Origin of the sequence: Filimonas zeae (assembly GCF_014641615.1) — a bacterium.
Lineage (GTDB): Bacteria > Bacteroidota > Bacteroidia > Chitinophagales > Chitinophagaceae > Filimonas > Filimonas zeae.
The window spans coordinates 545,531-572,186 of record NZ_BMIB01000003.1; the positions used below are offsets into that span (position 1 = coordinate 545,531).

Consider the following 26,656-nt stretch of genomic DNA (forward strand, 5'->3'; position numbering starts at 1 on the left):
TAAAAGCGGGAGCTGTAATGCAGCCCCCGCTTTATTTTTAAATCTCCGTATACTTTACCGTAACTACCGGCCGGGTTTGTGTATCACCACTGTTTTGCCGGGCAGTATTTCGGTACTGCCTTTTCTGTGTATCACCTGCCCGTTGTTAAAACGGAGATGGTTATGAACGGAGTCCTCCAGCTGGTATTCAGTGCCGTGTAAGCTGCCATGCTCCGGAAGAGGCAGGTAGTTGTGCTTCAGATACCCCTCTTTCATTTCCTGCCTGCGGTAACGGATATAACCTGCCTGTTGCAGAAATGCCAGCGTTTTAAAACAGAAGGTCTTTCTTCTGGCATAACCATATTCCAGCACCGCATTATAGTAATTACAGAATGCCTCCGGCAGATATTCCTGCGGCACGCAGTCTGATGGGGTGCCGGCTTCCCTTTCGTAGTTCCGGGTTAGCGACACACATTCCTGGTACAACGCTATGCCCCTGTTACGTGTTCCGGTATGGCAGATAATGTACACATGGCTGTCATCTTCCTCTACAGAAAGGAAGTGGTTGCCGCCACCCAGCCCTTCATCGGTCATTTGCTGCTGTGCAAACTGAAGTGCCGTATAGTGTTTGCTTTTATCAAACGGCTTTAACCAGTCTGCTTTTTCTATCCGCAGGTACATAACACCGCATCCTATATCCTTTCCCGTTATCAGTGGGTAACACCAGCCTTTTGTTACAAACGCTACGCCCACGGGCAGGGCTTTTTCCTGGCAGTAATGTATATCGGGGTAAGCGTTAATATGTTCAATAAACGGCCTGCCAGCATACTGCTGCAACTGCTCCAGCGCATTTTGTTCTATGCGGGAAGCATCGCAATAAAATCCAATAGATTTCATTGTCCTTCATTTTCAATAAAAAAAAGATTAGTTCGTGGGGCTTTGGTAGGAACATCTGCCCCGTGCAGAGATGTCAGCAGCCGGAAGTATTCCCGGTAGTGCAAAAGTAATCATTAAACTGTTTGCTTTACACTCACCTCCATTTTTTGCAGCAGTACATTTCCAAAATGGCTGGCAAATGCCACATCAGCGGCATCTCTGCCGTAGGCCATTATAATGCGGGCGCCGGTAGATTCGGGCAGCAGTGCGTCAAACGTATACCAGCGATCGCCCACCCAGGCTTCAAACCAGGCATGCAAATCCATGGGTTCTAAATTATGGAGGTATCCTGCAACCATGCGGGCAGGAATATCCAGGTTGCGGCAAAGTGCTATGGCTACATGTGTATAGTCGCGGCAAACGCCTGTACGGTTTTGCAGCATATCCCATGCAGAAGTGGAGCTGTTGGTAACGCCGTACCGGCGTGTAAAGTTCTGGTGTATCCATTTACAAATACCTTCTACCTGCGCATAGCCTGCCGATAATCCGGCTGTAATTTCGGTAGCCAGGCTGGTAAACTTATCAGACTCGCAGTATCGGGAGGGGAGCAGAAACTGCAACACACGGTCTGGCAGCGTTTCAACCGGAGAGTACCATGCATTTCTGTGTACATCAAACGTATCGCTGCATTCTGCTGTAACACTGCTTTCCAGCGTAAATGTGCCGGCGGGTATAATCAGGCGCTGGCAGAGATTGCCGTAACTATCCACATATTCGGTAACCGGCACTTGCGGGTGAGTAATAAAAGATTGCTGGCGAATAAGCTGTGCAGCCCCACTTTGAGGGCGCAGCATAAAAATGCTGGTGGCGGGTGTTTCGGTAAACATTTCAAAAGAACAGGAAGCCTGTAACAGCATGTGGTGGTGTATTATCCGCTAAAGTTATATCAACTTTTGCTGTGCAGCCATTTTAATAAGGGCTGCGCTGTTTTTAGCGTTGCCGGTTTTTTCTTTACACGTTGTTTCGTAAGGGGCTGGCGTTTTGTTTTATCTTGCGGGTATATTTCAACACTAAACCTTTATGCAAAGAAAATACTGGATTTTTATCAGCAGGATTGTTGTTATCCCCCGTTGTTAATGGCCAAATAATACCAACTCTTCAGCAGGTAACTGCACAGGGCAATACCACCGACAGATCAATTATATTAGGCAATGGCACGGTGTCTTCTATGTACAGTTATGGAAGTTCGGGCGTTGTATTGGGTACCACTACTAATCACCCCTTATCTCTTTTTGCTAACAACACCGCTTCGGTAGTGCTGTTGCCTAATGGTAATATAGGTATGGGCAGTGGGTCGCCTATCTATAAATTGCATTTATATTCTGCCGGCAATACCAACACAACTGCTGCTTTTCTGGCAGGGGAGTATTACGGTCCGTCGTTTGGTGTTAAAGGTAACAGCCCCAGCTATTATGCGTTGAATGTGGTGAACAATGTAACTGCTCCTGAAGTGAGTGGTGCGGGAGCTAATTCGTTGTTGTATGTACGGGCAGATGGAAATGTGGGAGTGGGCACCAATGCTCCTGCTTATAAGCTGGATGTAAATGGAACAATAAGCAGTTCGAATGCGGCTGGCGCATCTCCTTATATCATCCGTAATACCAGTAATCTGAACAGATGGAGTTTGGGGATAAGTAATTCCGAAACCGGCACCGGCAATACTGGCTTTGACTTCCGGGTTGTCAGATGGACGGATGCGGGAACTGCTTTAGGAGCACCTTTATTTATTCGCAGAAGCAACGGCTTTATAGGGTTAAATAATGAAAATCCGCAATCGCAGCTGGATGTAAACGGTAATGCCATGATAAGGGGCGAAATTGTGTCGAATATTTCTGATCCGAATACCGGTGGGCGTATAGAATTACGAAACCCGGCCAAAACCGAAAACGGTGCTGCAAGCAGATGGGTTATTTTTAATATGGCAGGGGCCTATGGAAATAGCCTGCAGTTCTGGTCGTACGACAACCTGGGATGTACTACCGGCGGAATGTGCGCTAACAGGGTAACATTTAAAGACGATGGCAATGTAGGAATAGGAACAATGACACCTGTTTATAAACTGGATGTGAGAGGCACGGGAGCATTTTCCGGAAAGGTGACTATTGGCGAGACCAACGCCCAAAGCGATTTGAATGTGAACGGTAACATTAAAACACGCAAAATAACGGTTACACAAACCAATTGGCCCGACTATGTATTCGACTCATCTTATCAGTTAAAACCGCTGCACCAGGTAGCGCAATACATTCAGCAAAACAAACACCTGCCGGACGTGCCGTCTGCGGAAGCGGTAAACAAAAACGGAGTAGATATTGGCGATAATCAGGCTTTGCTGCTGAAGAAGATAGAGGAGCTTACCTTGTATATCATTCAACAGAACAAGGATATGCAGGAAATGAAAGACAGAATTAAAGTACTGGAAGCAAAAAAATAATACAGAAGCCCGCAGCAAGCGGGCTTTGTTTTTTACAATAACGGCTAAACAGCCAGGTTTAATGCTTTCTATATAATGCCGGAATACGCAGGTGTTGTGCGGCAATACCCGCCAGAATAATAATACACCCCACTATCTGCAGGCCACTTACGGCTTCGTGCAATACCCAATGTGCCGTTGCAATAGATATGGGTATTTCTATTGCAGCCAATATACTGCCCAGGCCCAGCCCAACGGAAGGAAAGCCTTTACTGAATAACAGCGGCGGCAGTATGGTACCAAACAAACCCAGCAGCAGGCCCCATGTAAACACACCCGCCTGAAACTCCTGTATAATATGGATATTCCAGAAGGCGATAACTGCCAGCATGCCACCCAGTACCAACAGTTTACTCCGGTAAAACAAAGGCTGTTGCGGGGCAATGTGGTTGGCAGCGTACATTGATCCGGTATAACATACCGCTGCCAGCAGTCCGTATACACAACCTTTCAGGTTCCATTGTGCCTCTGCATGGGTAAGGCCGGTAGCCAGTGCTGTGCCGGTTAGTACAATAGCTATTACGGCTAACTGGCCTGCACGGGGCAATTGCCTGCTGCGGATACAATCGGCCAGTATGCCTATCCACACCGTTTGCATTAACAGAATGATAGAAACGGATACCGGCAGGTATTGTACCGATAAGTAGTAAAATGTACTGGTTAAGCCCAGGCAGGTGCCACCTGCAATCAGCTTCCATGTTTCGTTTTTGCCCGGTGGGGTAGCGGAGGCGGGTAGTTGCTTTTTACGTAATGTATCTGCCAGGGCCAGCACCACAAAACCGGTTATATACTGTGCAAAGGTTATAAGGGCGGTAGTGTATCCTTCTTTGCCGGCCACTTTTACAAAAGTGGCCAGTATGCCATAACTGGCAGCGCCAACGGCTATGTAAACAATTCCTTTCAGCTTCTTCATATGCTTCGGTTTAACCGCGCAAAATTGAAGCGGATGTGGGCAGGGGCGCTTTACATATGTTGAGCGGTAGTTGTTATTTTTTAGGTATAGCCTTTTTTATACGGCTGAGCTGTGTGGGGGTAATGCCCAGATAAGCCGCAATCTGCTGCTGTTGTAAACGGCGGGCAATATGCGGTTCGGTAAGCAGAAAGTGCTGATAGCGGGCCTGTGCAGTAAGATATTTATGGGTTATTTCACTGTCTTCTTTACCAGCCACCCAGTTTGTTTCCAGATAGCTGATCCAGAAAAAGGCAAGGTCCTGATGTTTGTGCATCAGGTGCTTGAATTCACGAAAGCTGAATTCAGCCACTATACTTTTTTCCAGTGCTTCTATGGAATATTTGCTGCCTGTTTGCAGTACCAATGCACTGGTTGAAGCCATGAAGCTGTTTTCTGCAAAGAACTTTTTAATAACAGTATCGCCATTCTCAAACTGGTGATAGTAGGAGAACAGGCCCTGATAAATATAAGAGATAAACACAGGGGCCTCACCAGCCTGCAGATAGTGAGTGCCTGCAGGTACTTCCTTCAGGCGTATCAGTTTTTCCATTGCAGCAATGGTACCGGGCTCCAGGGTATAGTAAGGTTGTGTAGCCTTAAAAAAGCTGCTGAGTATTGCGGTCCTGTTCATGCTGTTAAATATAGGATAGCGGTATTATACGGCCCAAAATACAAAGTGGCTGTATCCGGTATGGGTACAGCCACTTTTTTGTACATATGCTTTACAGCAATGCTGCTAATCCATAGCAAATTCCTGCGAGGAAGAATCGCCCAGAATATTGGCAAATATATTTTCCATAGAAAATAAGCCTCTGCGTTTATCCTGCAGCCATAACGCTGCAAAAATGGCACCCTGCCCAAACGCGGAGCGGTTAATGCTTTCGTGTATAAGTCGTATGGTTTGATTGGGCAACCCAAACACCACTTCATGTTTACCTACTATACCACCTGCGCGTAAGGAGTGTACCTTATCTTCCTGCAAACCCAGTGCATCTGCCATTTTAAGGGCGGTGCCGGATATTTCGGGTTTGCCTTTAAAATGCGACTCTACAATTTCCACATCTGCATGTGGTGCTATTATCCGTAGTAAGCGGGAAGCTACTATCAGAAAATTAGCGCCCAGTGTAATGTTAGGGGAGTGTACGATGGCCGTTTGATGGGCATACTCCTGTATCTGTTTAATTTGTGAGGGCTCATACTTAGATATGGCCGAAACAATTTTGATACCCTTTTCAGCGGGTTTTTTGTACAATGAAAGCCCTGAAGGTCCGGAGAAATCAATAATTACGTCTACAGGATGATCGTCGTGAAAACTGTTACCAATTTTATCTGCCGCAAAAAACGGGGCAGCGTTGTGACTGAAGTTCAACAACCTGCTGGCAAATTTCTCAGTTTCATGACCCGACTTCCTGATTACCCAGCTAAGGCTGAAACGGGCATCGTTCAGTAGCTCTTTTGCTACCAGACTACCTGTTTTTCCAAAGCCGAGCAAGCCTGCTCTTATTTTCTTCATAGCCGCTAAGATAGGGGGCAGAGGCTTATAATACAATTCCTGCGGCCATTGGCGCGGCTTTCTCGGCTATTGATAACACTTTGTTTACAGTGCAGCGGCATACTTTAACTGCATGCGTAGTAGCGGATAGCTTTTCCCCTGATCATCTTTTTCTGTTCTTTCATACACCTCAAAGCCTGCATAGCGATAGAAATTTACCGCATGCAGGTTCTGTTCGTTTACATCTACCTTGTCTGCTGCCAGCTGGTGTATAGCATATTGCAGCAGCTTTTTACCATAACCCTTGCCTATATGGTGCGGATGCAGAAACAGCATTTCTATTTTATATGCTGCTACACCTATAAACCCGGCAAGCTTACCGTTTTGTATAAGACAAAACACCTGCAACTGTTTGAAGTCGATAGTGTGTACCAGTTCTTTGATCTCTTCCAGATCTTCTGGTGTTACAAAATGATGCGTAGCACGAACGGACTGCTCCCAGGTTTCCAGTATTTCATCTCTTCTGGCGTCTGTATATTTTTCTATGGTTATCATAAATCTGCCGCTGATACTTATTAACAAATTTTTCGGGTATTACACCTGTTTAATGCGCTAATTTATGCTCCAAATAAGAAAAATGCGACCTATACTGCTTTACTTTTTAACCTTATTATTGCTGAACAATTACGCGTTAGCCCAAGCATCTCATACGCCAATGTTCAGCGCCCCGGCCATTCAGCAACTGTTATCAGACACTTATCAGGAGCTGGTATGGAAACATCCGGGTACTTACCGGTACACGCAGAAGGCAGTATTTGACCGGTATGTTGATTCATTGAAAAGTACTATTACTGATTCTTTGTCAGAGCTGGAGGTATACAGGAAGCTAAAGCCGTTTATTGCCCGCGTAAGATGTTTGCATACCGATGTAAGCCTGCCACAATCGTATACCGATTCGTTAAATCAGCTGCCGGATCTGCTGCCTTTACAGGTGGAGTTAATAAATGGCCATCTTTATATCAGCAGAAACTTTTCAGGAGACAGCACCATACATATGGGTAGTGAAATAGTGGCCATCAATGGCAGGCCGGTGGATAGCCTGCTGGCGGAAATACTGCCTGCTATTGCTACGGATGGGTATAACGAGACTTTACCTGCCCGTGCTGTGTACCATCTGTTTCCTTTGCTTTACCGTAATCTGATACAACTAACAGATAGTTATAAAATAGAAGTACGGCTCGGGGGCATTAAATACAGGTACACCATGGCTGGCAAAAGCTACACTGCTCTTGCGGGGAATGGGTTTTTAAAAGAGCCTGTTCCTGAAAAGCAGCTTGCGTTTACGGTGCAAAACAACACCGGCTTTTTAACGGTACACAGTTTTGCTGCGTCAGATATAAAAGCGGCGGGGCAGAAATTCAGCAGCTTTATGAAGAAAACGTTTACTACGTTGGAGGAACAGCATATTCCTGATCTGGTGGTGGATTTGCGCGATAACACCGGTGGGTCTGATGCGAATGCAGCCTTGTTTTGCAGGTACTTTTTTGATACCGCATTCCGCTACTGGGACAGGATTGTGGTAACAGACTCCATAGCCAGGGAGGTAAAGGGGATTGTGAAACTGTTTTACCGGAAGCCTGTATATAAAAACGGTGAATGGCTTTGGCTGAAAGGAAGATTGACAAGAGAATTTGATTTTTATAAAGTACAACGGCCGGCCCCCCATAATTATAAGGGCAGGGTATATGTGCTGATAAACGGATTCTGTATGTCATCCTGCGCAGATGTGGCAGCTATATTGTCTCATCATCATAAGGCTGTATTCTTTGGTGAGGAAACAGGTGGGGGCTACCAGGGCAATAGCAGCGGCATGATGCCGCATACTTCCCTTGCGCCTACCCGCCTGCAGCTGACAGTGCCATTACAGGGCTATTACAATGCGGTTGCTGCAGATAAAAACTACGGACACGGTACGTTACCGGATGTTCCGGTACAGGCGGGTGCTTCTGAGAAGGATGCCACAATGGAGGTAGTGCTTCAGCACATACGGCAGCGGGGAAAGTAAGTTATGAGGTGAAATGCCGGAATTATTAGGTTATTAAAAGCAGCCGCACCGCCGTTTTACAAAAAGTAAGATAATCCATCAGTATAAAAAAATGTGACATTGTAACCTTTCTATGCCTGCCTAATTTTACGGTGTACTTATTCACGATTGCGGAAACTGCTTTTATAACTATAACAGCTTGCCGGGGCTATTTGCCAGGCCCGTAACAGGATAACTTTCTGACTTTAAATAATAACAATACATGAACAAACGTGTAATGATGGCTGTGGGCATTTGCAGCGCCATGATGGCAATTACTGCACAGGCACAGTATCCTACCATTCCGCATGATCTGGAAGCGAAAGGCGATTCTGCTTTGGGTGCCTCTAAAAAGCTATCCGACGAAGCCTGGAAAAAAGCATTACCTGTTATTGAAAGAGATGAAAAGAACGGCAAGCCGTATATACCATGGGCAGCCAACCCATCTGATCTGCCACAGGCAAGTCTGCCTGCTTTTCCCGGTGCAGAAGGCGGCGGTGCTTATACCACCGGTGGCAGAGGCGGTAAAGTGTTTGTGGTAACCACACTGGCCGATAGTGGCCCCGGCAGCTTTCGCGAAGCGTGTGAGCAGGGCGGGCCACGTATTATAGTGTTTAACGTAGCAGGTATTATTCAGCTGAAAACACCGGTAAGCATTCGTGCACCTTATGTTACTATAGCCGGGCAAACTGCACCGGGCGATGGGGTTTGTATAGCAGGCGAATCAGTTTGGATTGATACGCACGATGTAATTGTACGTTATATGCGTTTTCGCAGAGGGGCTACCAATGTGTTACGCCGTGATGATGGGCTGGGGGGTAACCCGGTAGGTAATATTATTATCGACCACGTATCTGCCAGCTGGGGCCTGGATGAAAACATGAGCATTTACCGCCACGTGTACGACCGCCATGGGCAAAAGCAAGCCAAACTGCCCGTGGTAAACATTACCATTCAAAACTCTATTTTTTCAGAAGCGCTGGATACCTATAACCATGCTTTTGGCAGCACTATTGGCGGCCATAACAGCACGTTTATGCGTAACCTGTGGGCCAATAACATTGCCCGCAACCCTTCGGTAGGTATGGATGGTGATTTTGGTTTTGTAAACAACGTCATCTTCAACTGGTGGAACCGCTCTGCAGATGGCGGCGATCATAAGTCACTTTACAACTTCATCAACAACTATTATAAGCCCGGACCTATTACACCGGCAGGTAAGCCTATCAGTTACCGCATTCTGAAGCCTGAATCGGGCCGCAGCCCCGATAAAAAATCGGTATACGGTAAAGCCTATGTACATGGCAATATTGTAGAAGGCAATGAAGCAGTAACGAAAGACAACTGGAACGGTGGTGTACAGATTGAAGATATGCCCGATGCAGGAAAATATCTCGACAGCATTCGCGTAAACACACCCTTTCCTATTGCCAAACTGGCCATGATAGATACAAAAGATGCTTACAGCTACGTACTGGCTAACGCAGGGGCTATTTTACCTAAGCGCGACCCCGTAGATACCCGTGTAGTGGAAGAGGTGAGAACCGGCAAAATTGTATACAGTGAAAATGCACAGCCTCCTAAAGGTGGCGAGTTTATTAAACGCAGGCTGCCGGTAGATTCTTATAAGCAAGGCATTATATCAGACATCAGCCAGGTAGGCGGTTATCCGGAATACAAAGGCACGCCTTATAAAGACAGTGATAACGACGGTATTCCAGACAGCTGGGAAAAGGCACATGGCCTTAACCCCAAAGATGCCAGCGATGCACCCAAAATTGCCGCCAACGGTGGTGGTTACAGCAACATTGAAGTGTATCTGAACAGTGTAGTTGATATCAGGCGTGTAACGCCCGCAGAAGGCGCGAAATAATAGTTTTTGTTATATTAGGTATAAGCCGTTCCCTGTTTAGGGAGGGGCTTTTTTGTTTATTCAATTCCAGCAACAGCTCATCCAACGTTTATTTATCTGGCGCAATCAACTGGTTGGTTTCACAAAAAGTATTTCACGTGAGGCCTTAAAACAGTTTGAATAGGGGAACATGGGAATTCGGTTATTGAATTGTTATGTAACAGGATATATTTGATAACAAAACAGGTCTATGGCAATGGTTTGGGTTAACAGAATTGCAGCAGTTTTAATGGTTTGTTTGATGTTTTTTTTAGCAGTAAAAAGATACGTTTTTGATGATGGTAAATTAAGATCAAATAGGCGATTTACTATAGCCACAGTTTACCGGATATCTTACCCGGCAGAAGGGGGGCCGGATGCGGACTATCAGTATTGTGTCAACCAGGTGACTTATAAAAATTCTGCTTCAATCAGTACTCAAAAGCCGCAACCCGTAGTTGGTGATAAATTTTTATTGAAATATTATCCTCCTGATCCCCAAGTTGCAAGGATTTTATTAGACAAACCAATAGACTCTTTACTTATCTCAAAAATGCAAATAGACACTTGTGGAAGGTAATAGTAAATGCAGGCATATACTTTATATTATCCCATTCTCTATCCCAAACTTCACCAGGTGGCTCAGGCTCTTACAATCAAACCGCTTATACATCGGCCGTATCCGTTTCTCCACGGCCGATTCTGATATGTTCAGCAGGGCGGCAATTTCTTTAAACGAATATCCTTGCGAGGCCAGCGCAAGGGCTTCTTTTTCGCGTTCGCTTACGGCGGGGTGTTGAAACAGAATTTTGTTCAGTTCTTCTTCAAATTCCACCTTGTCCGCTGGCCCATAGGTAGCGTATTTCATCACCTTGCCAAACTTCAGCGCATGGTTTACCTGGGCACGGCCAATAACTTCCACTACTTTTCCTCCCATGGTTTTGTATACACCTACCCGCCAAAGCAGCGGTACGGTATGGCCCAGTTTGTGAAACTTCTTCAGCTCTATGGAAAAACTGTATTGCTCCAGGTTTTCAGATTTACTGTGTAAAAACTGGATGGCTTTGTCGTTCAGGTCGTTTGAGAAAGGGGCAAATTCAGGGGTGGTGGCATTCACCAACTGTATAAGACTTACTTCGGCGTCTTCATAGCCCAGTACCTCTTTCCAGCCATTGGCATATACCATCCGGCTTTCGGCAAACGAATAAATGTAAATGGCTTCCTCGGCAAAACGCAGCAGTTCGGGCCTTGGCACCGCACCCGCGGGGCCGGCAGGTACGTCACTGATGAACATACGGCTATATTGGCCGTAGGCAGGGTCGGATTGATGGGGCATGCAGGATTAAATTTAGAAATACCAGTCAACTGTGAAAAGTCGCAGTTTAAACAAAGATACTTCAATTTACTTTTGTGCGGCAATATGCTTCAAATGGGGTAGAACCCTGCGGATTTATCCCCTGAAAAGCCGTTGCTAGTCCGTACTGTTGAAAACTTATTAACAGCCCTATTAACCCTTAATAATAACGGACGATACCTGCCCGCCGGCTTTGCCCGGCGGGTTTTTTGTGTGTCAGGCATGCAGGTCATCTATAGGGCGCAAGTTCCGAAGGCGCTTTACACCAGGGAGCTTTAGCTAAGAACAACGGGTTTATGCCGTGAGGTTAAATCTGAAAGAAGTTGCTGAGCTTAAAAAAGTACAGGCAAGTACAAAACTATAGCCCCCACAACGGAGGTGAATAAAGTAAAAGCCCACGATCTGTTTCGCGGGCTTTGTTGTATATGCTTTTATTTGTTCAGCTCCGATAGCAGCTCATTTGTCGGCTATAAATCAAACTGCAGATTGTGTTGCATCATTATTTTTTTTGAATGGTGGCCAATAGCTGATCCAGCTGCTGAAAGCGGCTTTCCCATATTTGTCTGAATTGTTCCAGCCACTTATCTATCTCCTTCATCTTCTCTATTTCAAGCTGGTAGTATATTTCCCGGCCCTGATGCTCCTGTTTAATCAGCTCGCACTCCGTTAGTATTTTCAGATGTTTGGATACGGCCTGTCTGGTTGAATCAAAATGCTCTGCTATGGCATTAGGTGTCATTGCCTGTACCGCAATTAAAGCAATAATAGCCCTGCGTGTAGGGTCGGCAATGGCCTGAAAAATATCTCTTCTCATACAAATCTTATTTTGTTATCAGGCTTTTACCATGGGCAGGTATTTTTCCCAATTATCAGCAATAACCCAGAGTTCAATAGCTATCAACACGGCTACAATAGGCAGTCCGGATGGCGCCATGGTAATATTAGTCAGCAGAATGCCCGCTAATATGGGTAATATAACCAATGCACCCAGCGCGCGCGTTCTTTTAAAAATCAGCAAAGCGCCCCCCAGTACTTCTATTGCACCCACCAGCGGCATCAGCCAGCCTATTTCCATAAAGGCCATACCTGCTTTTACCATTTTTTCAGGCATGTCTTTAGGCATAGGCATGTAATGGAAAAATTTATCCAGGCCTGCATTGATATACATAAGGCCGGAGAGGAGGCATAACACAAAAAGAATTTTAGCTTTCATATTTTGTTTGTTTATGTGGTGCAATCAACTGGTTGTAAATGTATGTGCAACTGGTTGGTTTCTCAAAATTATTATTCCGGTGGCACTAATTTTGCTACCCTGGTGCGTTCATATTCCTTAAAACCCAAACTTCATGCGTATAACCTATACCGTTTGTTTTGCACTATGCCTTGTAATGCTTACCGGATGCTCCACCAAAGGCCAGACACTTTCTCTTTTGGATTTACTGAAGCAGAAGCCGCACGATATTTTTTCCTCTAAAAACATGTTGTTTCAGCAATATGAGATAAAGGCAAATGAAAACTATAGTATTAAACTGTATGGTGAGAAATTGCCGGACACTGTTATGACGGTTATAGAACCGGAATATAGTATTAACTGGGAGCAGGAAGAGATACAGCCAGTGGTATCCTGCCTTTCAATACCGCTGCAATCGCCCCGTTTTATAGTAGATAAAACCGGCACCCCGCTGATTGTGGTTGCGGAACTGGGAAACGATGGACCGAAAGGCAAAGCGAAAGCCGGTGTTTTTAAAGATGAAGATGTGCTGAACCTTAAAAAAGCGCTTACCCAACAGTTTGGCAAGGAGAGAAAGGTAAAAGAAGATTCTTTTGAAGGCAATGTATATGTATGGAAAAAGGCGCCATATACTATCAGGCTAACGATAGAAAACGAAAAATTTGAAAACAAATCCGGACACACGCGCAATGGTGTAGCCCAGGATGGCTGTAATGGTGTTCTTACCATTTACAATGGCATTGATCCTGCATTTCATGCTGAAGAATATAATTATTTCAACAACCCTGATATTCGCAAATAACGCTATGAAAAAACTGATAGTAAGCCTGCTCGTGTTGACTCCGATAATGCTGTTTGCCGGTGAATCGTACTGGAAAATTGAAAGAGTAAAACCGCTGATGAAAACAGGACTTTTTTTTGAAGTGGCGTTAGACCAGTTTTCCAATCTGGATCATATACTGTATGATGAGGATAAGAAAGCCTTATGGTATTACGACACCTATTCATCTAAGATGCCTGAACGGCCGCTGGGCAATTCTCTGCTGCAGGAAGAGGGCGAACCTTCAAAAGAACGGCATATTGAAGCCAGAATAGTAGGAGGCGAGTTAAAGATACTGGTGTACCACAACAGCCGTAACATTGCTTTTATTGTATGTAAAAGAGTGGCTGATGATAAAACCGCCTTTCTTGAAAAGGTAGATGCCAGCAGAAAAAAGTTGCAGGAATACATAGCAGATGCTGTTAAAAAGCATCCGCCGGTTACCATGCCTGCTGCTGCCGATAACACCAGCCAGGTGAAAGTTAAGTTAGAGGGCCTGGCATTGGCGCTGCCTGCAGACAGATACCTGGTGGTAAAAACGCAAACAGGTAGCTACGAAGCAATAGATAAACAGAATAAAGATCTTACAGCAGCATTCACCATTTATAAAGAAGCCTTTAACCGGAATGATTCTCTGAAGAAGGAGAGCCTGCATCCGCTGCTGAAAGAAGGTATGCTGCAACTGAACACATCGGCTTACTATGACTGGCAGGAAAAGAAAACGGGCATTTCAGGATATGCGTTAAGCAACAGCATACAGGCCGGTAATGTATACTATAATATGGTCAGCAGCGGACAAACGGAGTTAAAAGATATTTCACCCTATGTAGGCCCTTTCAGGAGCGCCACTACAGATACAGTCGGTGCCATAAGCCTGGAAGCTTACAATGCCGGTGGCACTTACAACCAGCCCCAGCGGACGGTAAAAGCCGGTACGCTTCAGCTACGGTTACCCACTGCATACGAGGTTACAGATTTTCTGGTATGGAATGAAAACTTTTTTTCGCTGGAACTAACACCAGAACTGAGTTTTAGCAGTGACAAACCTGATTGCCGGCTCTATAACATTAAGGATACTGCCGACAAAGATGCCAGCCCAACGGAAACAGCACGTGGTGGCTTATACAGCCTTAAAAACAGCAGTTTAAAAACTTCTATACAGGATGTTCGTGAAAGCCTGCTGAAAGAAGGCGCCAGAATACTTGCTGAGGATAGCAACGGTGTTATGTATTACTACCATCAAAGTTGCTGGGTATGCAGATACCACCAGCAGGGTAATATGCACTATGTATATATGATAACATTGCCTGACCTTTCTGCCTGCGCCAGAGAATTCGGCAGGTCGGCGGGTATGTTTCAATAGAAAACCGGTAAGGTGCCGGAAACTGCTTTCTATGTAAGGGGCCAGTTTCCGGCTATTGTAAATGCTTTAATATACCGGAAAACCGGGATGAATTGTTACGGAATGTTTATGATCTTTCCTAAACAATTCAACAAAATGAAAAACCTTATTTATCCCGTTCTGGGATTAATGCTCTGTGCCACAGCCTGCACAGGTAATGATAGTGGTGATAAACCTGAGTTTACTTACGATGCTGTTAAGCCGGTTGATTTTCCTGCATCTTTGGCTATTCCGGGGTTTCAGTTTCCGCAGGATTCCACTACGCTGAACAAATGGATCAGCGAGTCGAAAGACGATAGTATTTATCTGCATGGCTGGGGCATCTGGACGGGTATTACGTCGTTTACTGCTGAAAACACAAAAGGCGATAGTATTCCGTTGCGGGTGTACGAAACCTGGCTTAGCCCGGAAGAAATGATTGACTCTATCAAGGGCATACCTCTAAAGCGTTCAAACAGAACCAATCTTAAAATTCCACATCAGTTAACACATTTTGGAAGTGCCCTGCAGGTGCAGCAGTCTATAAACGATAGCATACACGAGTCCGTTTCTTACAGCCCCGCTGCTTCCAGCTTTGCCATACAACAGAAGATATTTATGGCTACTGCCCTGAAGGCATTTGCCACACAGCAACGTACGCAAATTCCGTTTTTTCCCAACAACGCCATTACCATTAAGCCGGTATTTAAATTGCTGCCAGCTACCTCTGGCCAGAAGGTGTTTAGCATAGCCACCTGGCATGGGCCTATTGACTCGCTGGCGTCTTATCACGAAAAAGACTGGGGTACCTATGTTAATGTAGATATTACCAACACCATAAAGGATAGCAATACTTACCCGCTGAACGATTTTATACATTACCGGCTGAATGCGGAAGATGCTTATTACTTTAATAAGCAGTTTACTGAAAACAGCGGTAATAAATGGGATGCCAAAGCAGGCGATGTGGTAATACTGGTGGCCATGCACGTGGGTACACGCGAAATAACCAACTGGACCTGGCAATCGTTCTGGTGGGCACCGGATGCGGATAATCCACCGGCGCCCAGCTCGCCAGCTATAGCCGCATTGCGCCCTGCAGCCTTAAAAGGCGCTGCCAGGCATTATGCTATGACGGTAGCTTACTACATGGTTAACCCCAAAGAACCTTATTCCGGAACCAATGTAACCGGAAAGCCTAACTATGCTTTTAACCCTTACCTGGAAGCTGGCTTTGGGCCCGGCGTATTTAACGATTCCATCAGTTACATCGCTACTGCAAAAGGTGAAAAAGTGTATTCTTACGCAGGTGTCAGAACCAACTGTATGAGTTGCCACAGAATGGCCACGGCTAATCCTGATTCATTGTTCAATAGCAATAATTCTAATACACCGTATGTGGGTAACAGTTATGTAAGCGTAAACGACTCATTGTTTAAAAACCAGTTGCTGCTGGATTTTGCATGGTCAATACAGGGAAATATTGATACCACGGGCTGGGCGGCATATATAGCCAGCCAGCAACAAAAGAAGAAATAACAATGCATTGTAAAAAAACACGCTGTTTCGCGTTTGCGGAACAGCGTGCTTTTTATAATGTTACCGGGCTGATGCCTCCGGCACTTCCTCCAGACTGTAATACACAGGCAACCCACGCTCACGGGCTTTTTTTACATCTTCATCTGCCCCTTTAGAAGCGCCTTCCAGCCGCAGTACTGCATCGCATTTTTCCAGCATGCGGTGTGCTATGGGGTATTGAATTTCTTCCCACGCTTTATCGCCAGGTTGTTGAGAGCCGGCCAGCTTAATTAACGGCAGGGCCATCCATTCACCTATAAAAGGTATATGTCCTTTTCTGAACAAGGGCAAGGCAACAGATTCCAGCTTTTCCAGGTTTTGTTTCATCAGTACAGCATCATCATTGGTTCCGCTGCGATAGGGGCCGGCTATAAGTATTAACATGAACGTTTGATTTCTGCGAAAAAAGACAGAATTGCGCACTTTAGGCTTAAAGTAGTTTAAGTTATTGTTTGCCCAGCTGTTTTTTACGGATGTTGCTTAAAAACTCCGGCGTAATGCCCAGGTAAGAGGCAATTTGTTTCTGCGTTAGTTTACCTGCCATTTGCGGGTATTTATTCAGAAAACGATAATAGCGCTCTTCTGCCTTTAGCGTCAGGTTTTCTATGGTGCGCAGTTGCTCCCTTGTATAGGCGTTTTGCATCAGTATGCGAAAAAAGCGTTCAAAGCCGGAAATGGTATGGAATAACTGATCAAAATGCAGTTTGCTGATGCTGAATACAACGCTGTCTTCCAGTGTTTCAATAAACGTCATACTGGGTTTTTCGTTCAGAAAGCAATACATATCTGTAAGCCACCAGTCTGCCATAGCAAACATAATAGTAGACTCTTTACCGCTCTCGTCAAGGCAATAGGACCGTAATGCACCGGAGTGAACGTAACTGAGTTGGTTACAGGCCTGACCTTCGGCCAGCAGGGTTGTTTTTTTAGGGATTTCTTTATAAGTAAGAATGGAGATAAAATGATCTTCTTCTGCTTTTGTTAGCGTTATGTGTTTTTGTAAATTATGTAGAATGGGAGTATGTATGCTCATGTAATGATGAATGACAGCAAAGATAACTAAAGCATTTCTGACGGGATGAAGCTGCGCGTTCACACAACATGGAGAATGTAGCGGCTACGCCACTCAGTAATTTGTATGCGCTGCTGAATGGAGCAGCATTACCGCTCAGCAAACAGCCTGCTCCTTTGCGGGAAGCAGGCTGTCTGTTGCCTGATTTATCCGTTATTGCGGGTTGGTTAGTACTTTTTAACGCCAACCTAAGCCTGGTGCAACATGTTGTAGAATAGACGAAAGCACATGAACATTGTACTCAACGCCTAAAGTATTGGGTATGGCCAAAAGAACCGTGTCTGCTTCCTGAATAGCTTCGTCCTCAGCCAGTTCTTTTATCAGCTGATCGGGTTCAGCAGCATAACTTCTTCCAAAAATGGCGCGTTTATCGCTTTCTATGTAGCCTATTTTGTCGGTTCTGTTAGCTTCCTGCCCAAAGTAAAGCCTATCCTGATCGTTTACCAGCGCAAAAATAGACCGGCTAACCGATACACGCGGCTCCCGCTGGTGCCCTGCTTTTTTCCAGGCTTCTTTGTACAGCCGTATCTGCTCTGCCTGCTGTATATGAAAAGGTTTACCGCCTTCATCAAATTTAAGCGTACTGCTCTGCAGGTGCATTCCGTTTTCGGCAGCCCATATTGCTGTGGCATTAGAAGCAGCACCCCACCAGATGCGTTCCCGCAGTCCGGGCGAATGTGGTTCCAGCCTTAACAAACCCGGTGGGTTGGGAAACATAGGGTAGGGGTTAGGGGTAGCAAAACCTCCTCCTTTCAGTTTGTCCAGAAACTCCAGTGTTTTACGGCGGCCCATTTCGGCATCCGTTTCTCCCGCGGCCGGTTCGTAACCAAAGTAGCGCCAGCCATCTATTACCTGTTCCGGCGACCCTCTGCTAACGCCCAGTTGCAACCGCCCCCGCGAAATTAAATCTGCCGCCCCTGCATCTTCCACCATGTACATCGGATTTTCGTACCGCATATCAATTACGCCGGTGCCAATTTCAATGGTACTTGTTCTGGCGCCGATAGCCGATAACAATGGAAAAGGGGATGCCAGTTGCGCTGCAAAATGGTGTACCCTAAAATACGCACCATCTAACCCTATTTCTTCCGCAGCAACAGCCAGATCTATGGACTGAAGCAGTGTATCGCCCGCTGTGCGCGTTTTATAGGCCGGATGATTGGACCAATGCCCGAATGATAAAAATCCTATTTTCTTCATAACGCCTCCTTTCATGTGTTAAATATCCATGGTAAAGATAATGATTACCGTTGTAGCGCGGTTGCCTGGCAGGTGCAGGCTTAGGATCAGATGCTGCTGATATGGGTATGGTAACCGGCTACACTATGGTGTAGTTTTCTGTGCAGAAGTGTTTTAACGCTTTTTTTACACGTAATTTGGACAGGAAAAGCAAACAATACGCACTACTTTAAAATATTACAGATATGAAACCTGAAGAATTAGGCAACGAAGCGTTGCTGCAGGAAGCTAAAAAAAGCAAAACCACCAGGGTGTACGATGCAGCTATCTTTGGTTTTTTAATTGGCGTGGCTGTTTACAGTACGGTTAGAAATGGCTTTGGTTTACTCACTTTTCTTCCGGTGATATATATACCTGTAGCAGCTAAGAATAAGGCTAAATATGCGGAGTTGGAGAGACTGCTGAAAGAAAGGAACCTGAAATAAGCATTGCCGGCACCCATTGCCGGCTTCTGATTACCGGAGCGGACAGCTGCCACATTGCTTGCCACGGAGATATTTTTCGCAGCATTTCTTTTTCTTCTTTTTCTCTCTGCGCTTTTCCTTCTTTTTATCTTTCTTTTTTGACATGGTAGTATACCCTGAAATTACAACTTTCGATGCCTTATTGACTTAAAAGCCCTTATAATTGTCGTATACCGCCCCTGTAAAGGTGAATACATCCGTTACTTTTATAGCTATGAAAATGAGAACCACTACGTTTTGCATGAACATCAGCCTGGATGGCTATTGCGATCATACGATAGGTAATCCTGATGAAGCGCTGATGGATTACTTTACAGGCACAATGGATGATGTTGACCTGATTTTCTACGGCCGCGTTATTTATCAGATGATGTTTCCCTATTGGGAGGAGGTGGCAAAAGCCCGGTCTGGAACGGCAGCTGAAAACCGGTTTGCCGAAAAACTGATATCCATTAACAGAGTGGTGGTTTCGCGCACACTGGACAGTGCAGACGAACAAACACAGATTATCCGCAGTAACCCGGCAGAAGCACTACAGGCATTGAAGCAACAACCCGGCAAAAAGATTTCAGTAGACAGTGTAAGTATGCTTCCGGAACTGATAACAGCAGGCCTTATTGATGAGTTTCAACTGGTAATTCATCCGGTAATAGTGGGCAGTGGAAGGCGGCTGCTGGATGCAGGTAGTCTTCAGGAAAAGCTGAATTTACAGCTGGCTGATACGATTGTTTTTAAATCGGGATGTGTGGCGCATCATTATGTGAAGCGGTAATTGCTATAGGAAAGCGTTACGCCTTTACATAAGGGCGTTTGTCTTATTTTCCCCCTAAAGATGTCTTTGTTGCACTGTATAGAATTCTGAAAAGCCCCCCATTTTTGTATGGTCACTCACCAATCAAATCTGAGCAGCTTTATGAAAACCAGGTTCAACACAAGAAATGTTTTTAAATTACTACTAATTGCAATTATTATGACCGCAGCATCTACATCCAATGCACAACAAATTAAACCTGCCGCCAGTGGGTACGCGCCCGCCAACGGTATTCAGGTGTATTATGAAGTATACGGTGAGGGTAAGCCTATTGTTTTGTTACATGGCGCTTATTATACTATTGAAATGAACTGGAGCCAGCTGATACCTGAATTGGCAAAAACAAGAAAAGTAATTGCTATAGAAATGCAGGGGCATGGCCATACACCTTATTCTGATAGAAAATTATCCCGTGCTACTTTAGCCAGCGATGTGGAAAAAGTAATGGATTACCTGAAAGTGGATAGTGCGGATATAGTAGGGTATAGCTTTGGTGGCCAGGTTGCTTATCAGTTTGCTATTCAAAGCCCTGCACGGCTAAGGAATCTGGTTATCATTTCTTCTGTGTATAAAAGTGAAGGTTGGGTGCCTGAAATAAGCAGTGTATTCAAAAAAATGAAGCCGGAGTTTTTTGCCAATTCACCACTGCAAACGGCCTATGATGCGGTAGCGCCGGATAAAACAAAATGGATACCGTTTCTGGAACAGATGATGGCCCACGCCGGAGAACCATTTAATCTGGGTGACGAAAACATAGCTAAAATAACTGCCCCCGTATTGATTATATCGGGCGACAATGATGGCATGGATAAGGTAGAGCTGGCCAAAACATACAAACTGTTAGGCGGGGGAGTTGCTGCTGATATGCAGCCCATGCCCAAATCGCAGCTGGCCATTGTGCCCAATCAAAGCCATGTAAGCCTGATGAAGCAGACGAAAATAATATGCGCTTATCTGGATAGTTTTCTGCAATAAATAGCCTGCCCAAACGTGTTATTATAACGGGGATTGTGGTACCTGACAACTAAAAGGATCCAGTATTCTTTTTATATGCGTTTGATATTCCGGGTTTTCTGTTATGCCATTGTGTCCCTGGCCGTATAAGGTAATCAGCGTGTCCTGCTGTTTGAAACTTTGCTTCAACTTAACAGATGATCCATAGTATATCACTTCGTCTTTATCGCCATGAAAAATGATAACAGGCATTTTGCAATGGGGTAGATACTGGCAGGTGGCAAGCTTATATTTTAAGATAAAGGTGGGTACTACCGGATATTTATGGCGCATCATATCGGTAAGGCTGTAATAAGGCGCCAGTAAAATTAACTGTCTGGGCTGGTTGGTGGCAGCCAGGTGGGCGGCAAGACCGGTGCCTATGGAGTGGCCGAGTACCGTTATATCCTTTTCAGCATAACGGTTTTTCAAAGTGTCGTACGCGGTTTGTACATCCTGAAACAGTTGCGCCTGGCTGCTTATAGTGCCTTCGCTTTTGCCATAGCCCCGGTAATCAGCTATAAACACATCGTATCCCAATGCGGTATAGGTGGGTGCTACATCGCCCCAGGATGCGAGGGACCCTGCATTGCCATGTAAATAGAAAATCAGACCTTTTGCGGGGCCACCGGTGGTAAACAACAAACCGTTGAGCGTTGCGCCGTCTGGCGTGGCAATGTTTATTTCTTCAAACGGTTGGTTAAAGCGAAAGCGATAGTCTTTGTGGAGTTGCTCCGGGAAGAAAATCAGTTTCTCCTGGTAAAAATACAGCAGTACGCATACAGCGATATAGAGTGCGGTGAGTATAACAAGTATCTGTACAATCATTTTGCGCATGAATACTGCTAAAATAATACGAAACAGGTTGTGTTATTTCGTTTTTATCCATTCATAACGTCCATTCTGGTTAATATAGAATTTCGCAACCTTTCCTGCTTCCACTACAAAATCGCCGCTGATGCCCAGCATGTTTTTAAATTCAAAATGGGTGTCTGATGTAAAAAGCAAAGGCGGTTTTTGTGTTGGTGAAATGATGGCAATGAGCCGGTCATTGGCTTTTTGTATGGTGATGGTTCTGTTGGTGTCTATAGATAACTTATAGGAACCTACATATTTTTCAAGAATTTCCGGGGCTACTTTTACATCGTTCTGCAATGGCTTTCCGATTGCGATAGCCGATATATCGGCAGACAATTCATCTATGCCAACGGCATCGCTGTTACACAAAATGGCGATAAACACGTCTTCGGCAGGGTAATATATTTCATTGGTCTTAAACCCAATCATGCCGCCCTGATGTTCTATTGATTGAATATTGTTGCTTGTTTTTACGTACCAACCGTACCCATAGTCTGTTGAGGTGCCATCGGCCAGTTTAAAAGGCGTAAATGCTTTTTGTAAGGTTTCTTTTTTCAGCACCTGGTAAGCATAAAGGGCTTTGTGCCATGTAAGCAAATCGGCTACATTGGAAATCAGGCCTCCAGCCGCGTATTCAATAGTCGGGCTCCAATAGTCGGTATTTTTAAAACGCGTACCTTCTTTAGAATAGCCATGCACCCTGCCTGGAATAATATTGCCATTGATGTCAAAAGCGGTATGCGTAAGACCCAGTGGATGTAGCAGACTATCCAGTATATAGTTTTGATAGGGGGTGGCCGTTACTTTTTCAATAATGTACCCTAACAGGTAATAACCTGAATTGCTGTAAGAATATCTGGTACCGGGTGTAAAGCTCAGTGGCTGGTTTTTAAAGCTGTCGATCAGTTCCTGAGGCGTAAAATCCCACCGCTCCATATTCCTGGCTGAATAGTTAAGCTGCAAGTAGTCTTTAATGCCTGAGGTATGCGTAAGTAAATGTTCAATGGTAATCTTGTGTCCTTTTGAAGGGAAGTCTGGAATATATTTTTGTAAACTGTCGTACACGGAAAGTTTACCCTTTTCCTGTAGCTGCAAAATAGCCACGGCTGTAAACTGCTTGGTGATAGAAGCCAGGTTAAAAACCATGTTGCTGCTCAGCGGAACATTTAATTCCAGATCAGCGCTGCCTGTTGCTTTCTGGTAAATGACCTGACCGTGCCTGGCTACCAGTAACTGGCAGCCGGGTTGCGATGCGGTGAAATAGCTGGCCAGCAGGTTATCGAGCTTTTTTTCTATTTCACGGGTTTGTGCATAAGAGGCTATAGCAATCAGAAGGCCTGCAATGGTTAAGATACGTTTATTCATATGTGGCAAATACCGGTCTTTTTTGAACTAATTTACTGAAAATAAGTGCTCAAATCCTGTACCCGCAACCCGTTAACCCATTATGATTGGGTTAACAGGCGGTTTTGAATAAATTGCCGCAGGGTAGTAGGAGTATACGCCTCTGCCGTACGTGGGGTAGCATATACGCCGTCGGTATCGCCCAGGGCTGCGTACAGATGCATAATTTCATGGGTCATAACCTTGTTTAGCCCAAACGCCTGTAGTTGGTTTTGCAGTTCTTCATTGCTTTGCCGTTGATAAACCACTGGTTTGCCCAGGGCCTCTGTAAATATACCGGCCGCTTGTTCCGGCGTAATGTTGGCGGGGCCCATCAGGTTACGCGTCCATTTGCCACTCCAGTTGTTATCTGCCAGATAGCCGGCTGCCACTGCAGCAATGTCTTCGCTGCTGATAAACGGAATGTCGTGGTCGGGGGCATAAGGGAATGTGAAGTAGCCCTGTTCTATTGCGGCTTGCTGTAATAAAAAGTTGTCCATAAAATAACCGGGGCGTAAATGTACCACACTGGCTGAGGTGTTATTAAATGCTTCTTCCAGGTAGGCTGCATACGTTACAGTGCCCAGGTCGGGTGCTGCGCCCGCACCAATGCACGAAACGGTTACTACCCTGGGTATATAATTGGCTGTTACTGCTGCTGCGCCTGCTGCAGCTATATCCTGATACCAGGTTTGAAAGCTTTGTGCAGTAGTGCCGGGTGGAACAAGCCAGAAAAGGGCATCAACGTTTTGTGTGGCGGCTGTTATCGCTGTTGCATCAGCAATATCTGCTGTAGCTATTACAGCATTGGGTATGGCCAGCGCCTGTAGTTTTTCGGCGCTTCTGCCTAATAAAATGGTTTCATGCCCCTGCTGTGCCAGCAGGGTGGCTACTTTGCTGCCTATGTTGCCGGTAGCTGCTCCAATTGCTATTTTCATAAGAATATTAATTAAATGTTTATTTAGTTTGATGGGTGAATTGTTCTTGTGTTTTGTGTTTGCCGCCAAAGGCTTCCAGCCCCGGTGCTACGTTCCAGTATTCTTTATAATGGATAATTTTGCCGTTGCGGAAAGTAAAGCGTGCTACATAGTCCTGCTGGTAGTGTACGCCGGTAGAAGGAATGGTGGCTTCGCCATGAAACTCTGCCCACGCCATGTTGCCGCTGACGGTATCGAAAATCTGCACCTGGCTGAATTGCAGGCCGGGCATGTTGGGTAACGCATTGTTCAGATATTGATGATACGCTGCTTTGGGTAGTTTACCGGGTGTGCCTAATGAATGCGCATAAGGAAATTCAATAATTGCTTCTTCGTCAAACAGCGCCGCTACTGCATCACCGCCCTTGTTAAAAGACTGCAGAAACCCGTGGATGATTTGTTCATTCTGATTACTCATAGTGGTTATTTTGAAGCAAATCTAGCCGCGGTGTTTATGCGAAAAAAGAGGTTACCCGAAGGTGTAATACTTACCTTTGGGTAGAAATTGAACCCCGCTTATGTTGGCAGACGAAAAAAAAAGTGCAATTAATTTGTTAAAGGCATCGCTGGAAGTAAAAAACAACCTGGATGAAACCTGTATACTACACCAGGCACTGAGTTTAATTGCAGATAAATGGACACTGCTGGTGTTGATGGCTTTGATGCAGGGTACAAAGCGTAACAGCGAATTACAGAAACAGATAGCAGGTATTTCGCCTAAAATGCTTACCCAGACTTTAAAAACGTTGATGGGGTATGGCATGATTGACCGCACTGTTTACCCGGAAGTGCCGCCACGGGTAGAGTATTTTTTAACACCTTTTGGCGAAAGCCTTGCCCAGCCGTTGGAAGCACTGCTGAACTGGTCAGTAACCTGGGAGAAGCACGTGGTACGTTTGTTTGCGGAAAAGAAGCAGTCAGGTGATTAGCAATTGTACCGTAAATGGCCGGCGGCTGCACCGGCCATTATTGTATGTTTATGCCTGCTATATTTTAGCTTCAGGGTAATCGGTGTATCCATTTTCATCACCGCTATACAGCGTATCCCGATCCATTTCCGACAGTGGTAAATGATACTTAAAGCGCATGGGTAAATCAGGGTTGGCAACGAAGGCGGAACCAAAAGAAACCAGATCTGCGGTGCCTTCTTTCAAAATGGCATTCCCGCTTTCCTGCGTAAAGCCCAGGTTGGCCATCAGCCTGCCGGTGTAATGGTTACGGAAATGGCTGAAATAGTTATGCTGCAAGGCTTCTACCGGTGTGCCTGTTAAAGATTCCGCAGGCCCGACAATATGCAGATAAGCCAGATTATAATCGTTTAGCTTTTTAAGAATGTACTGAAACATGGGTATCGTTTCTTCATCCGGCGTAACAATGCCTACATGGCTGTACGCCACCGGCGTAAACTTAATAGCTACCCTTGTGCTGTTCCATACTTCCATAACAGCATCCAGTATTTCAAATACAATACGTGCCCGGTTTTCAATACTGCCGCCATACGCATCGGTACGGTGGTTAGTGGCCAGGCTTAAAAACTGAGGAATTAACATACCCGCCTGCGCATGTACCTCAACGCCATCAAACCCTGCTTCCTTCGCATTCTGGGCTGCCTGCTTAAACTCCAGTACCGTTTGTTTAATGTCAGCTATAGTAAAGGCGCGGGGCGTTACGGTTTCTTTAAAGCCTTGGGGCGTATAAGAATGGGTTTTCGGATTAATGGCGGAAGGACCGGCAGGTAGTTCACCATCAAAAAAATCGGGATGCGATGCAGCACCAATATGCCCTAATTGTAAGAAGATTAAGCCGCCTTTGTCATGTACGGCTTTGGTTACCAGTTTCCAGCCCTCTATTTGCTCCTGCGTATAAATGCCCGGTACATTTATAAAACCAATAGCCTTAGCGCTCACCCAGGTACCTTCACTCAAAAGTAAGCCTGCCTGGGCGCGTTGTGCATAATACCTGGCCATTAATGGGGTGGGCACCAGGCCTGCGTTGTTGGCACGTGCGCGTGTTAATGAGGCCATTACCATCCGGTTTTTCAATCTCAAATCGCCTAGCTGAAATTCCTCTAACAGAGGTTGTACTGTCTTTTCCATTGCTTTTTAAGCAAACCTCGTACATATACTAAAGGATTGCAATATGGGGCAAACTAATTCCATAGGGATAATTTTATCCCATACAGTAATAGAAATACAATACCTAAATTTGAATAAAGTGAACAGGGTATGTACGAAAGAAAAACTCCTCTTGCAGTAGATTGCGGACTGCATCTGACCAGGGAAGTGCTGAACGGCAAGTGGAAGCCAGCTATGCTTCGTGCTATTTCGATGAATATAAAGCGCCCAAGCGAGATTCTTCGCTTATTTCCCGGCGCTACGCGCAGGGTGTTGACTGTGCAACTGAACGAATTGGAGGGCCATGGCATAATAATAAAGAAAACCTACCCGCAATTGCCGCCTAAAGTGGAGTACTCGCTTACGGAGATTGGCTGGTCGTTAATGCCCATTATTGATGCTATGAACCAATGGGGCGATGCTAATCGCAGCTTTCTGGAGAATGTTATTAAAGATGCGCCTAAGATTGGCGAAATTTCAAAATCGACCTGCCAGATTTATGCGAATATGGCGGTAGAGCGGAAGATTGGATAAGGCATAGCAATACAGACGTACCTTCTGATTGGATATTAGAT

General features: G+C 45.3%; 29 protein-coding genes. 12 read left to right on the forward strand and 17 right to left on the reverse strand.

Going from position 1 to position 26,656, the window contains the following annotated elements; translation table 11 throughout:
- Window positions 1-63: 63 nt before the first annotated feature.
- Both IEY13_RS15335 and IEY13_RS15340 read right to left on the reverse strand, forming a co-directional pair.
- A complete protein-coding gene (locus tag IEY13_RS15335) occupies window positions 64-876 on the reverse strand; it encodes an RtcB family protein (RefSeq protein WP_188953634.1) in 813 nt (270 codons plus the stop codon).
- Between the two features lie 113 nt (window positions 877-989).
- A complete protein-coding gene (locus tag IEY13_RS15340) occupies window positions 990-1,772 on the reverse strand; it encodes a transglutaminase-like domain-containing protein (RefSeq protein ID WP_188953636.1) in 783 nt (260 codons plus the stop codon).
- Between the two features lie 197 nt (window positions 1,773-1,969).
- Between IEY13_RS15340 and IEY13_RS15345 the strand changes: the two genes are divergently transcribed.
- A complete protein-coding gene (locus IEY13_RS15345; protein WP_188953638.1) occupies window positions 1,970-3,349 on the forward strand; it encodes a hypothetical protein in 1,380 nt (459 codons plus the stop codon).
- 58 nt (window positions 3,350-3,407) lie between these two features.
- On the opposite strand, the gene IEY13_RS15350 is transcribed toward IEY13_RS15345, so the two are convergent.
- The 4 genes from IEY13_RS15350 to IEY13_RS15365 form a co-directional block, all read right to left on the reverse strand.
- Window positions 3,408-4,301: a DMT family transporter gene (locus IEY13_RS15350; protein ID WP_188953640.1), complete on the reverse strand. Its 894-nt coding sequence runs from the start codon at window positions 4,299-4,301 to the stop codon at window positions 3,408-3,410.
- Window positions 4,302-4,374: 73 nt separating this feature from the next.
- Entirely contained in the window at window positions 4,375-4,971 is a 597-nt protein-coding gene (locus IEY13_RS15355; RefSeq protein ID WP_188953642.1) for a Crp/Fnr family transcriptional regulator, read from the reverse strand.
- A 105-nt stretch (window positions 4,972-5,076) separates the two neighbouring features.
- Window positions 5,077-5,853, reverse strand: a complete 777-nt coding sequence (locus tag IEY13_RS15360) for a 4-hydroxy-tetrahydrodipicolinate reductase (protein WP_188953643.1) — start codon at window positions 5,851-5,853, stop codon at window positions 5,077-5,079.
- A gap of 84 nt (window positions 5,854-5,937) precedes the next feature.
- A complete protein-coding gene (locus IEY13_RS15365; protein ID WP_188953645.1) occupies window positions 5,938-6,387 on the reverse strand; it encodes a GNAT family N-acetyltransferase in 450 nt (149 codons plus the stop codon).
- Between the two features lie 82 nt (window positions 6,388-6,469).
- On the opposite strand from IEY13_RS15365, the gene IEY13_RS15370 reads away from it, so the two are divergent.
- The 3 genes from IEY13_RS15370 to IEY13_RS15380 all read left to right on the forward strand — a co-directional run bounded on the left by IEY13_RS15370 (window position 6,470) and on the right by IEY13_RS15380 (window position 10,386).
- Window positions 6,470-7,897 carry a S41 family peptidase gene (locus tag IEY13_RS15370; RefSeq protein WP_188953647.1) on the forward strand — a complete coding sequence of 476 codons (1,428 nt, stop codon included), beginning with the start codon at window positions 6,470-6,472 and terminating at the stop codon, window positions 7,895-7,897.
- A 241-nt stretch (window positions 7,898-8,138) separates the two neighbouring features.
- Window positions 8,139-9,788 (forward strand): polysaccharide lyase, encoded by a 1,650-nt coding sequence (locus IEY13_RS15375; protein ID WP_188953649.1) that lies wholly within the window; start codon window positions 8,139-8,141, stop codon window positions 9,786-9,788.
- Window positions 9,789-10,017: 229 nt separating this feature from the next.
- A complete protein-coding gene (locus IEY13_RS15380; RefSeq protein WP_188953651.1) occupies window positions 10,018-10,386 on the forward strand; it encodes a hypothetical protein in 369 nt (122 codons plus the stop codon).
- A 21-nt stretch (window positions 10,387-10,407) separates the two neighbouring features.
- On the opposite strand, the gene IEY13_RS15385 is transcribed toward IEY13_RS15380, so the two are convergent.
- From IEY13_RS15385 to IEY13_RS15395, 3 genes are all read right to left on the reverse strand, one after another.
- Window positions 10,408-11,142, reverse strand: coding sequence for a helix-turn-helix transcriptional regulator (locus tag IEY13_RS15385; protein ID WP_188953653.1), 735 nt, complete (start codon window positions 11,140-11,142; stop codon window positions 10,408-10,410).
- Window positions 11,143-11,659: 517 nt separating this feature from the next.
- Window positions 11,660-11,974: an ArsR/SmtB family transcription factor gene (locus IEY13_RS15390; protein ID WP_188953655.1), complete on the reverse strand. Its 315-nt coding sequence runs from the start codon at window positions 11,972-11,974 to the stop codon at window positions 11,660-11,662.
- An 18-nt stretch (window positions 11,975-11,992) separates the two neighbouring features.
- Window positions 11,993-12,373, reverse strand: coding sequence for a DoxX family membrane protein (locus IEY13_RS15395; protein ID WP_188953657.1), 381 nt, complete (start codon window positions 12,371-12,373; stop codon window positions 11,993-11,995).
- 133 nt (window positions 12,374-12,506) lie between these two features.
- On the opposite strand from IEY13_RS15395, the gene IEY13_RS15400 reads away from it, so the two are divergent.
- From IEY13_RS15400 to IEY13_RS15410, 3 genes are all read left to right on the forward strand, one after another.
- Complete coding sequence (locus IEY13_RS15400; RefSeq protein WP_188953659.1) at window positions 12,507-13,193, forward strand: hypothetical protein; 687 nt, start codon at window positions 12,507-12,509, stop codon at window positions 13,191-13,193.
- A 4-nt stretch (window positions 13,194-13,197) separates the two neighbouring features.
- Window positions 13,198-14,574: a hypothetical protein gene (locus tag IEY13_RS15405; RefSeq protein ID WP_188953661.1), complete on the forward strand. Its 1,377-nt coding sequence runs from the start codon at window positions 13,198-13,200 to the stop codon at window positions 14,572-14,574.
- A 135-nt stretch (window positions 14,575-14,709) separates the two neighbouring features.
- The gene (locus IEY13_RS15410) at window positions 14,710-16,131 is read left to right on the forward strand and encodes a hypothetical protein (RefSeq protein ID WP_188953663.1); all 1,422 of its coding nucleotides are present in this window, start codon (window positions 14,710-14,712) and stop codon (window positions 16,129-16,131) included.
- 60 nt (window positions 16,132-16,191) lie between these two features.
- On the opposite strand, the gene IEY13_RS15415 is transcribed toward IEY13_RS15410, so the two are convergent.
- The 3 genes from IEY13_RS15415 to IEY13_RS15425 all read right to left on the reverse strand — a co-directional run bounded on the left by IEY13_RS15415 (window position 16,192) and on the right by IEY13_RS15425 (window position 18,442).
- Window positions 16,192-16,554, reverse strand: a complete 363-nt coding sequence (locus IEY13_RS15415) for a DUF4406 domain-containing protein (RefSeq protein ID WP_188953665.1) — start codon at window positions 16,552-16,554, stop codon at window positions 16,192-16,194.
- A gap of 61 nt (window positions 16,555-16,615) precedes the next feature.
- Window positions 16,616-17,203 carry a Crp/Fnr family transcriptional regulator gene (locus IEY13_RS15420; protein WP_188953667.1) on the reverse strand — a complete coding sequence of 196 codons (588 nt, stop codon included), beginning with the start codon at window positions 17,201-17,203 and terminating at the stop codon, window positions 16,616-16,618.
- A gap of 216 nt (window positions 17,204-17,419) precedes the next feature.
- Window positions 17,420-18,442 carry an LLM class flavin-dependent oxidoreductase gene (locus IEY13_RS15425; RefSeq protein ID WP_188953669.1) on the reverse strand — a complete coding sequence of 341 codons (1,023 nt, stop codon included), beginning with the start codon at window positions 18,440-18,442 and terminating at the stop codon, window positions 17,420-17,422.
- Between the two features lie 224 nt (window positions 18,443-18,666).
- On the opposite strand from IEY13_RS15425, the gene IEY13_RS15430 reads away from it, so the two are divergent.
- The 3 genes from IEY13_RS15430 to IEY13_RS15440 all read left to right on the forward strand — a co-directional run bounded on the left by IEY13_RS15430 (window position 18,667) and on the right by IEY13_RS15440 (window position 20,731).
- Window positions 18,667-18,906, forward strand: a complete 240-nt coding sequence (locus tag IEY13_RS15430) for an FUSC family protein (protein WP_188953671.1) — start codon at window positions 18,667-18,669, stop codon at window positions 18,904-18,906.
- Window positions 18,907-19,159: 253 nt separating this feature from the next.
- Window positions 19,160-19,717, forward strand: a complete 558-nt coding sequence (locus IEY13_RS15435) for a dihydrofolate reductase family protein (protein WP_229687881.1) — start codon at window positions 19,160-19,162, stop codon at window positions 19,715-19,717.
- Window positions 19,718-19,915: 198 nt separating this feature from the next.
- Window positions 19,916-20,731 (forward strand): alpha/beta fold hydrolase, encoded by an 816-nt coding sequence (locus IEY13_RS15440; protein WP_229687882.1) that lies wholly within the window; start codon window positions 19,916-19,918, stop codon window positions 20,729-20,731.
- 21 nt (window positions 20,732-20,752) lie between these two features.
- On the opposite strand, the gene IEY13_RS15445 is transcribed toward IEY13_RS15440, so the two are convergent.
- The 4 genes from IEY13_RS15445 to IEY13_RS15460 form a co-directional block, all read right to left on the reverse strand.
- A complete protein-coding gene (locus IEY13_RS15445) occupies window positions 20,753-21,586 on the reverse strand; it encodes an alpha/beta hydrolase (protein WP_188953674.1) in 834 nt (277 codons plus the stop codon).
- Between the two features lie 33 nt (window positions 21,587-21,619).
- Entirely contained in the window at window positions 21,620-22,972 is a 1,353-nt protein-coding gene (locus IEY13_RS15450) for a serine hydrolase domain-containing protein (RefSeq protein WP_188953676.1), read from the reverse strand.
- Window positions 22,973-23,052: 80 nt separating this feature from the next.
- A complete protein-coding gene (locus IEY13_RS15455; RefSeq protein ID WP_188953678.1) occupies window positions 23,053-23,928 on the reverse strand; it encodes an NmrA family NAD(P)-binding protein in 876 nt (291 codons plus the stop codon).
- 19 nt (window positions 23,929-23,947) lie between these two features.
- Window positions 23,948-24,385, reverse strand: coding sequence for a nuclear transport factor 2 family protein (locus IEY13_RS15460; RefSeq protein WP_188953680.1), 438 nt, complete (start codon window positions 24,383-24,385; stop codon window positions 23,948-23,950).
- Between the two features lie 100 nt (window positions 24,386-24,485).
- Between IEY13_RS15460 and IEY13_RS15465 the strand changes: the two genes are divergently transcribed.
- On the forward strand, window positions 24,486-24,896 hold the full coding sequence (locus tag IEY13_RS15465; protein ID WP_188953682.1) for a winged helix-turn-helix transcriptional regulator: 411 nt from the start codon (window positions 24,486-24,488) through the stop codon (window positions 24,894-24,896).
- 57 nt (window positions 24,897-24,953) lie between these two features.
- On the opposite strand, the gene IEY13_RS15470 is transcribed toward IEY13_RS15465, so the two are convergent.
- Window positions 24,954-26,063 (reverse strand): alkene reductase, encoded by a 1,110-nt coding sequence (locus tag IEY13_RS15470; protein WP_188953684.1) that lies wholly within the window; start codon window positions 26,061-26,063, stop codon window positions 24,954-24,956.
- A gap of 129 nt (window positions 26,064-26,192) precedes the next feature.
- Between IEY13_RS15470 and IEY13_RS15475 the strand changes: the two genes are divergently transcribed.
- The gene (locus IEY13_RS15475) at window positions 26,193-26,615 is read left to right on the forward strand and encodes a winged helix-turn-helix transcriptional regulator (protein ID WP_188953686.1); all 423 of its coding nucleotides are present in this window, start codon (window positions 26,193-26,195) and stop codon (window positions 26,613-26,615) included.
- Window positions 26,616-26,656: the final 41 nt, after the last annotated feature.

What these genes read in the sequence shown, in the direction of transcription:
- IEY13_RS15375 (WP_188953649.1), top strand. Translation starts at nt 8,139, where the DNA reads ATGAACAAACGTGTAATGATGGCTGTGGGCATTTGCAGCGCCATGATG.
- IEY13_RS15450 (WP_188953676.1), bottom strand. Translation starts at nt 22,972, where the DNA reads ATGAATAAACGTATCTTAACCATTGCAGGCCTTCTGATTGCTATAGCC.
- IEY13_RS15390 (WP_188953655.1), bottom strand. Translation starts at nt 11,974, where the DNA reads ATGAGAAGAGATATTTTTCAGGCCATTGCCGACCCTACACGCAGGGCT.
- IEY13_RS15435 (WP_229687881.1), top strand. Translation starts at nt 19,160, where the DNA reads ATGAAAATGAGAACCACTACGTTTTGCATGAACATCAGCCTGGATGGC.
- IEY13_RS15470 (WP_188953684.1), bottom strand. Translation starts at nt 26,063, where the DNA reads ATGGAAAAGACAGTACAACCTCTGTTAGAGGAATTTCAGCTAGGCGAT.
- IEY13_RS15440 (WP_229687882.1), top strand. Translation starts at nt 19,916, where the DNA reads ATGACCGCAGCATCTACATCCAATGCACAACAAATTAAACCTGCCGCC.
- IEY13_RS15395 (WP_188953657.1), bottom strand. Translation starts at nt 12,373, where the DNA reads ATGAAAGCTAAAATTCTTTTTGTGTTATGCCTCCTCTCCGGCCTTATG.
- IEY13_RS15335 (WP_188953634.1), bottom strand. Translation starts at nt 876, where the DNA reads ATGAAATCTATTGGATTTTATTGCGATGCTTCCCGCATAGAACAAAAT.
- IEY13_RS15430 (WP_188953671.1), top strand. Translation starts at nt 18,667, where the DNA reads ATGAAACCTGAAGAATTAGGCAACGAAGCGTTGCTGCAGGAAGCTAAA.
- IEY13_RS15425 (WP_188953669.1), bottom strand. Translation starts at nt 18,442, where the DNA reads ATGAAGAAAATAGGATTTTTATCATTCGGGCATTGGTCCAATCATCCG.
- IEY13_RS15360 (WP_188953643.1), bottom strand. Translation starts at nt 5,853, where the DNA reads ATGAAGAAAATAAGAGCAGGCTTGCTCGGCTTTGGAAAAACAGGTAGT.
- IEY13_RS15420 (WP_188953667.1), bottom strand. Translation starts at nt 17,203, where the DNA reads ATGAGCATACATACTCCCATTCTACATAATTTACAAAAACACATAACG.
- IEY13_RS15385 (WP_188953653.1), bottom strand. Translation starts at nt 11,142, where the DNA reads ATGCCCCATCAATCCGACCCTGCCTACGGCCAATATAGCCGTATGTTC.
- IEY13_RS15475 (WP_188953686.1), top strand. Translation starts at nt 26,193, where the DNA reads ATGTACGAAAGAAAAACTCCTCTTGCAGTAGATTGCGGACTGCATCTG.
- IEY13_RS15455 (WP_188953678.1), bottom strand. Translation starts at nt 23,928, where the DNA reads ATGAAAATAGCAATTGGAGCAGCTACCGGCAACATAGGCAGCAAAGTA.
- IEY13_RS15405 (WP_188953661.1), top strand. Translation starts at nt 13,198, where the DNA reads ATGAAAAAACTGATAGTAAGCCTGCTCGTGTTGACTCCGATAATGCTG.
- IEY13_RS15350 (WP_188953640.1), bottom strand. Translation starts at nt 4,301, where the DNA reads ATGAAGAAGCTGAAAGGAATTGTTTACATAGCCGTTGGCGCTGCCAGT.
- IEY13_RS15355 (WP_188953642.1), bottom strand. Translation starts at nt 4,971, where the DNA reads ATGAACAGGACCGCAATACTCAGCAGCTTTTTTAAGGCTACACAACCT.
- IEY13_RS15340 (WP_188953636.1), bottom strand. Translation starts at nt 1,772, where the DNA reads ATGCTGTTACAGGCTTCCTGTTCTTTTGAAATGTTTACCGAAACACCC.
- IEY13_RS15365 (WP_188953645.1), bottom strand. Translation starts at nt 6,387, where the DNA reads ATGATAACCATAGAAAAATATACAGACGCCAGAAGAGATGAAATACTG.
- IEY13_RS15380 (WP_188953651.1), top strand. Translation starts at nt 10,018, where the DNA reads ATGGCAATGGTTTGGGTTAACAGAATTGCAGCAGTTTTAATGGTTTGT.
- IEY13_RS15410 (WP_188953663.1), top strand. Translation starts at nt 14,710, where the DNA reads ATGAAAAACCTTATTTATCCCGTTCTGGGATTAATGCTCTGTGCCACA.
- IEY13_RS15415 (WP_188953665.1), bottom strand. Translation starts at nt 16,554, where the DNA reads ATGTTAATACTTATAGCCGGCCCCTATCGCAGCGGAACCAATGATGAT.
- IEY13_RS15445 (WP_188953674.1), bottom strand. Translation starts at nt 21,586, where the DNA reads ATGCGCAAAATGATTGTACAGATACTTGTTATACTCACCGCACTCTAT.
- IEY13_RS15400 (WP_188953659.1), top strand. Translation starts at nt 12,507, where the DNA reads ATGCGTATAACCTATACCGTTTGTTTTGCACTATGCCTTGTAATGCTT.
- IEY13_RS15370 (WP_188953647.1), top strand. Translation starts at nt 6,470, where the DNA reads ATGCGACCTATACTGCTTTACTTTTTAACCTTATTATTGCTGAACAAT.
- IEY13_RS15465 (WP_188953682.1), top strand. Translation starts at nt 24,486, where the DNA reads ATGTTGGCAGACGAAAAAAAAAGTGCAATTAATTTGTTAAAGGCATCG.
- IEY13_RS15460 (WP_188953680.1), bottom strand. Translation starts at nt 24,385, where the DNA reads ATGAGTAATCAGAATGAACAAATCATCCACGGGTTTCTGCAGTCTTTT.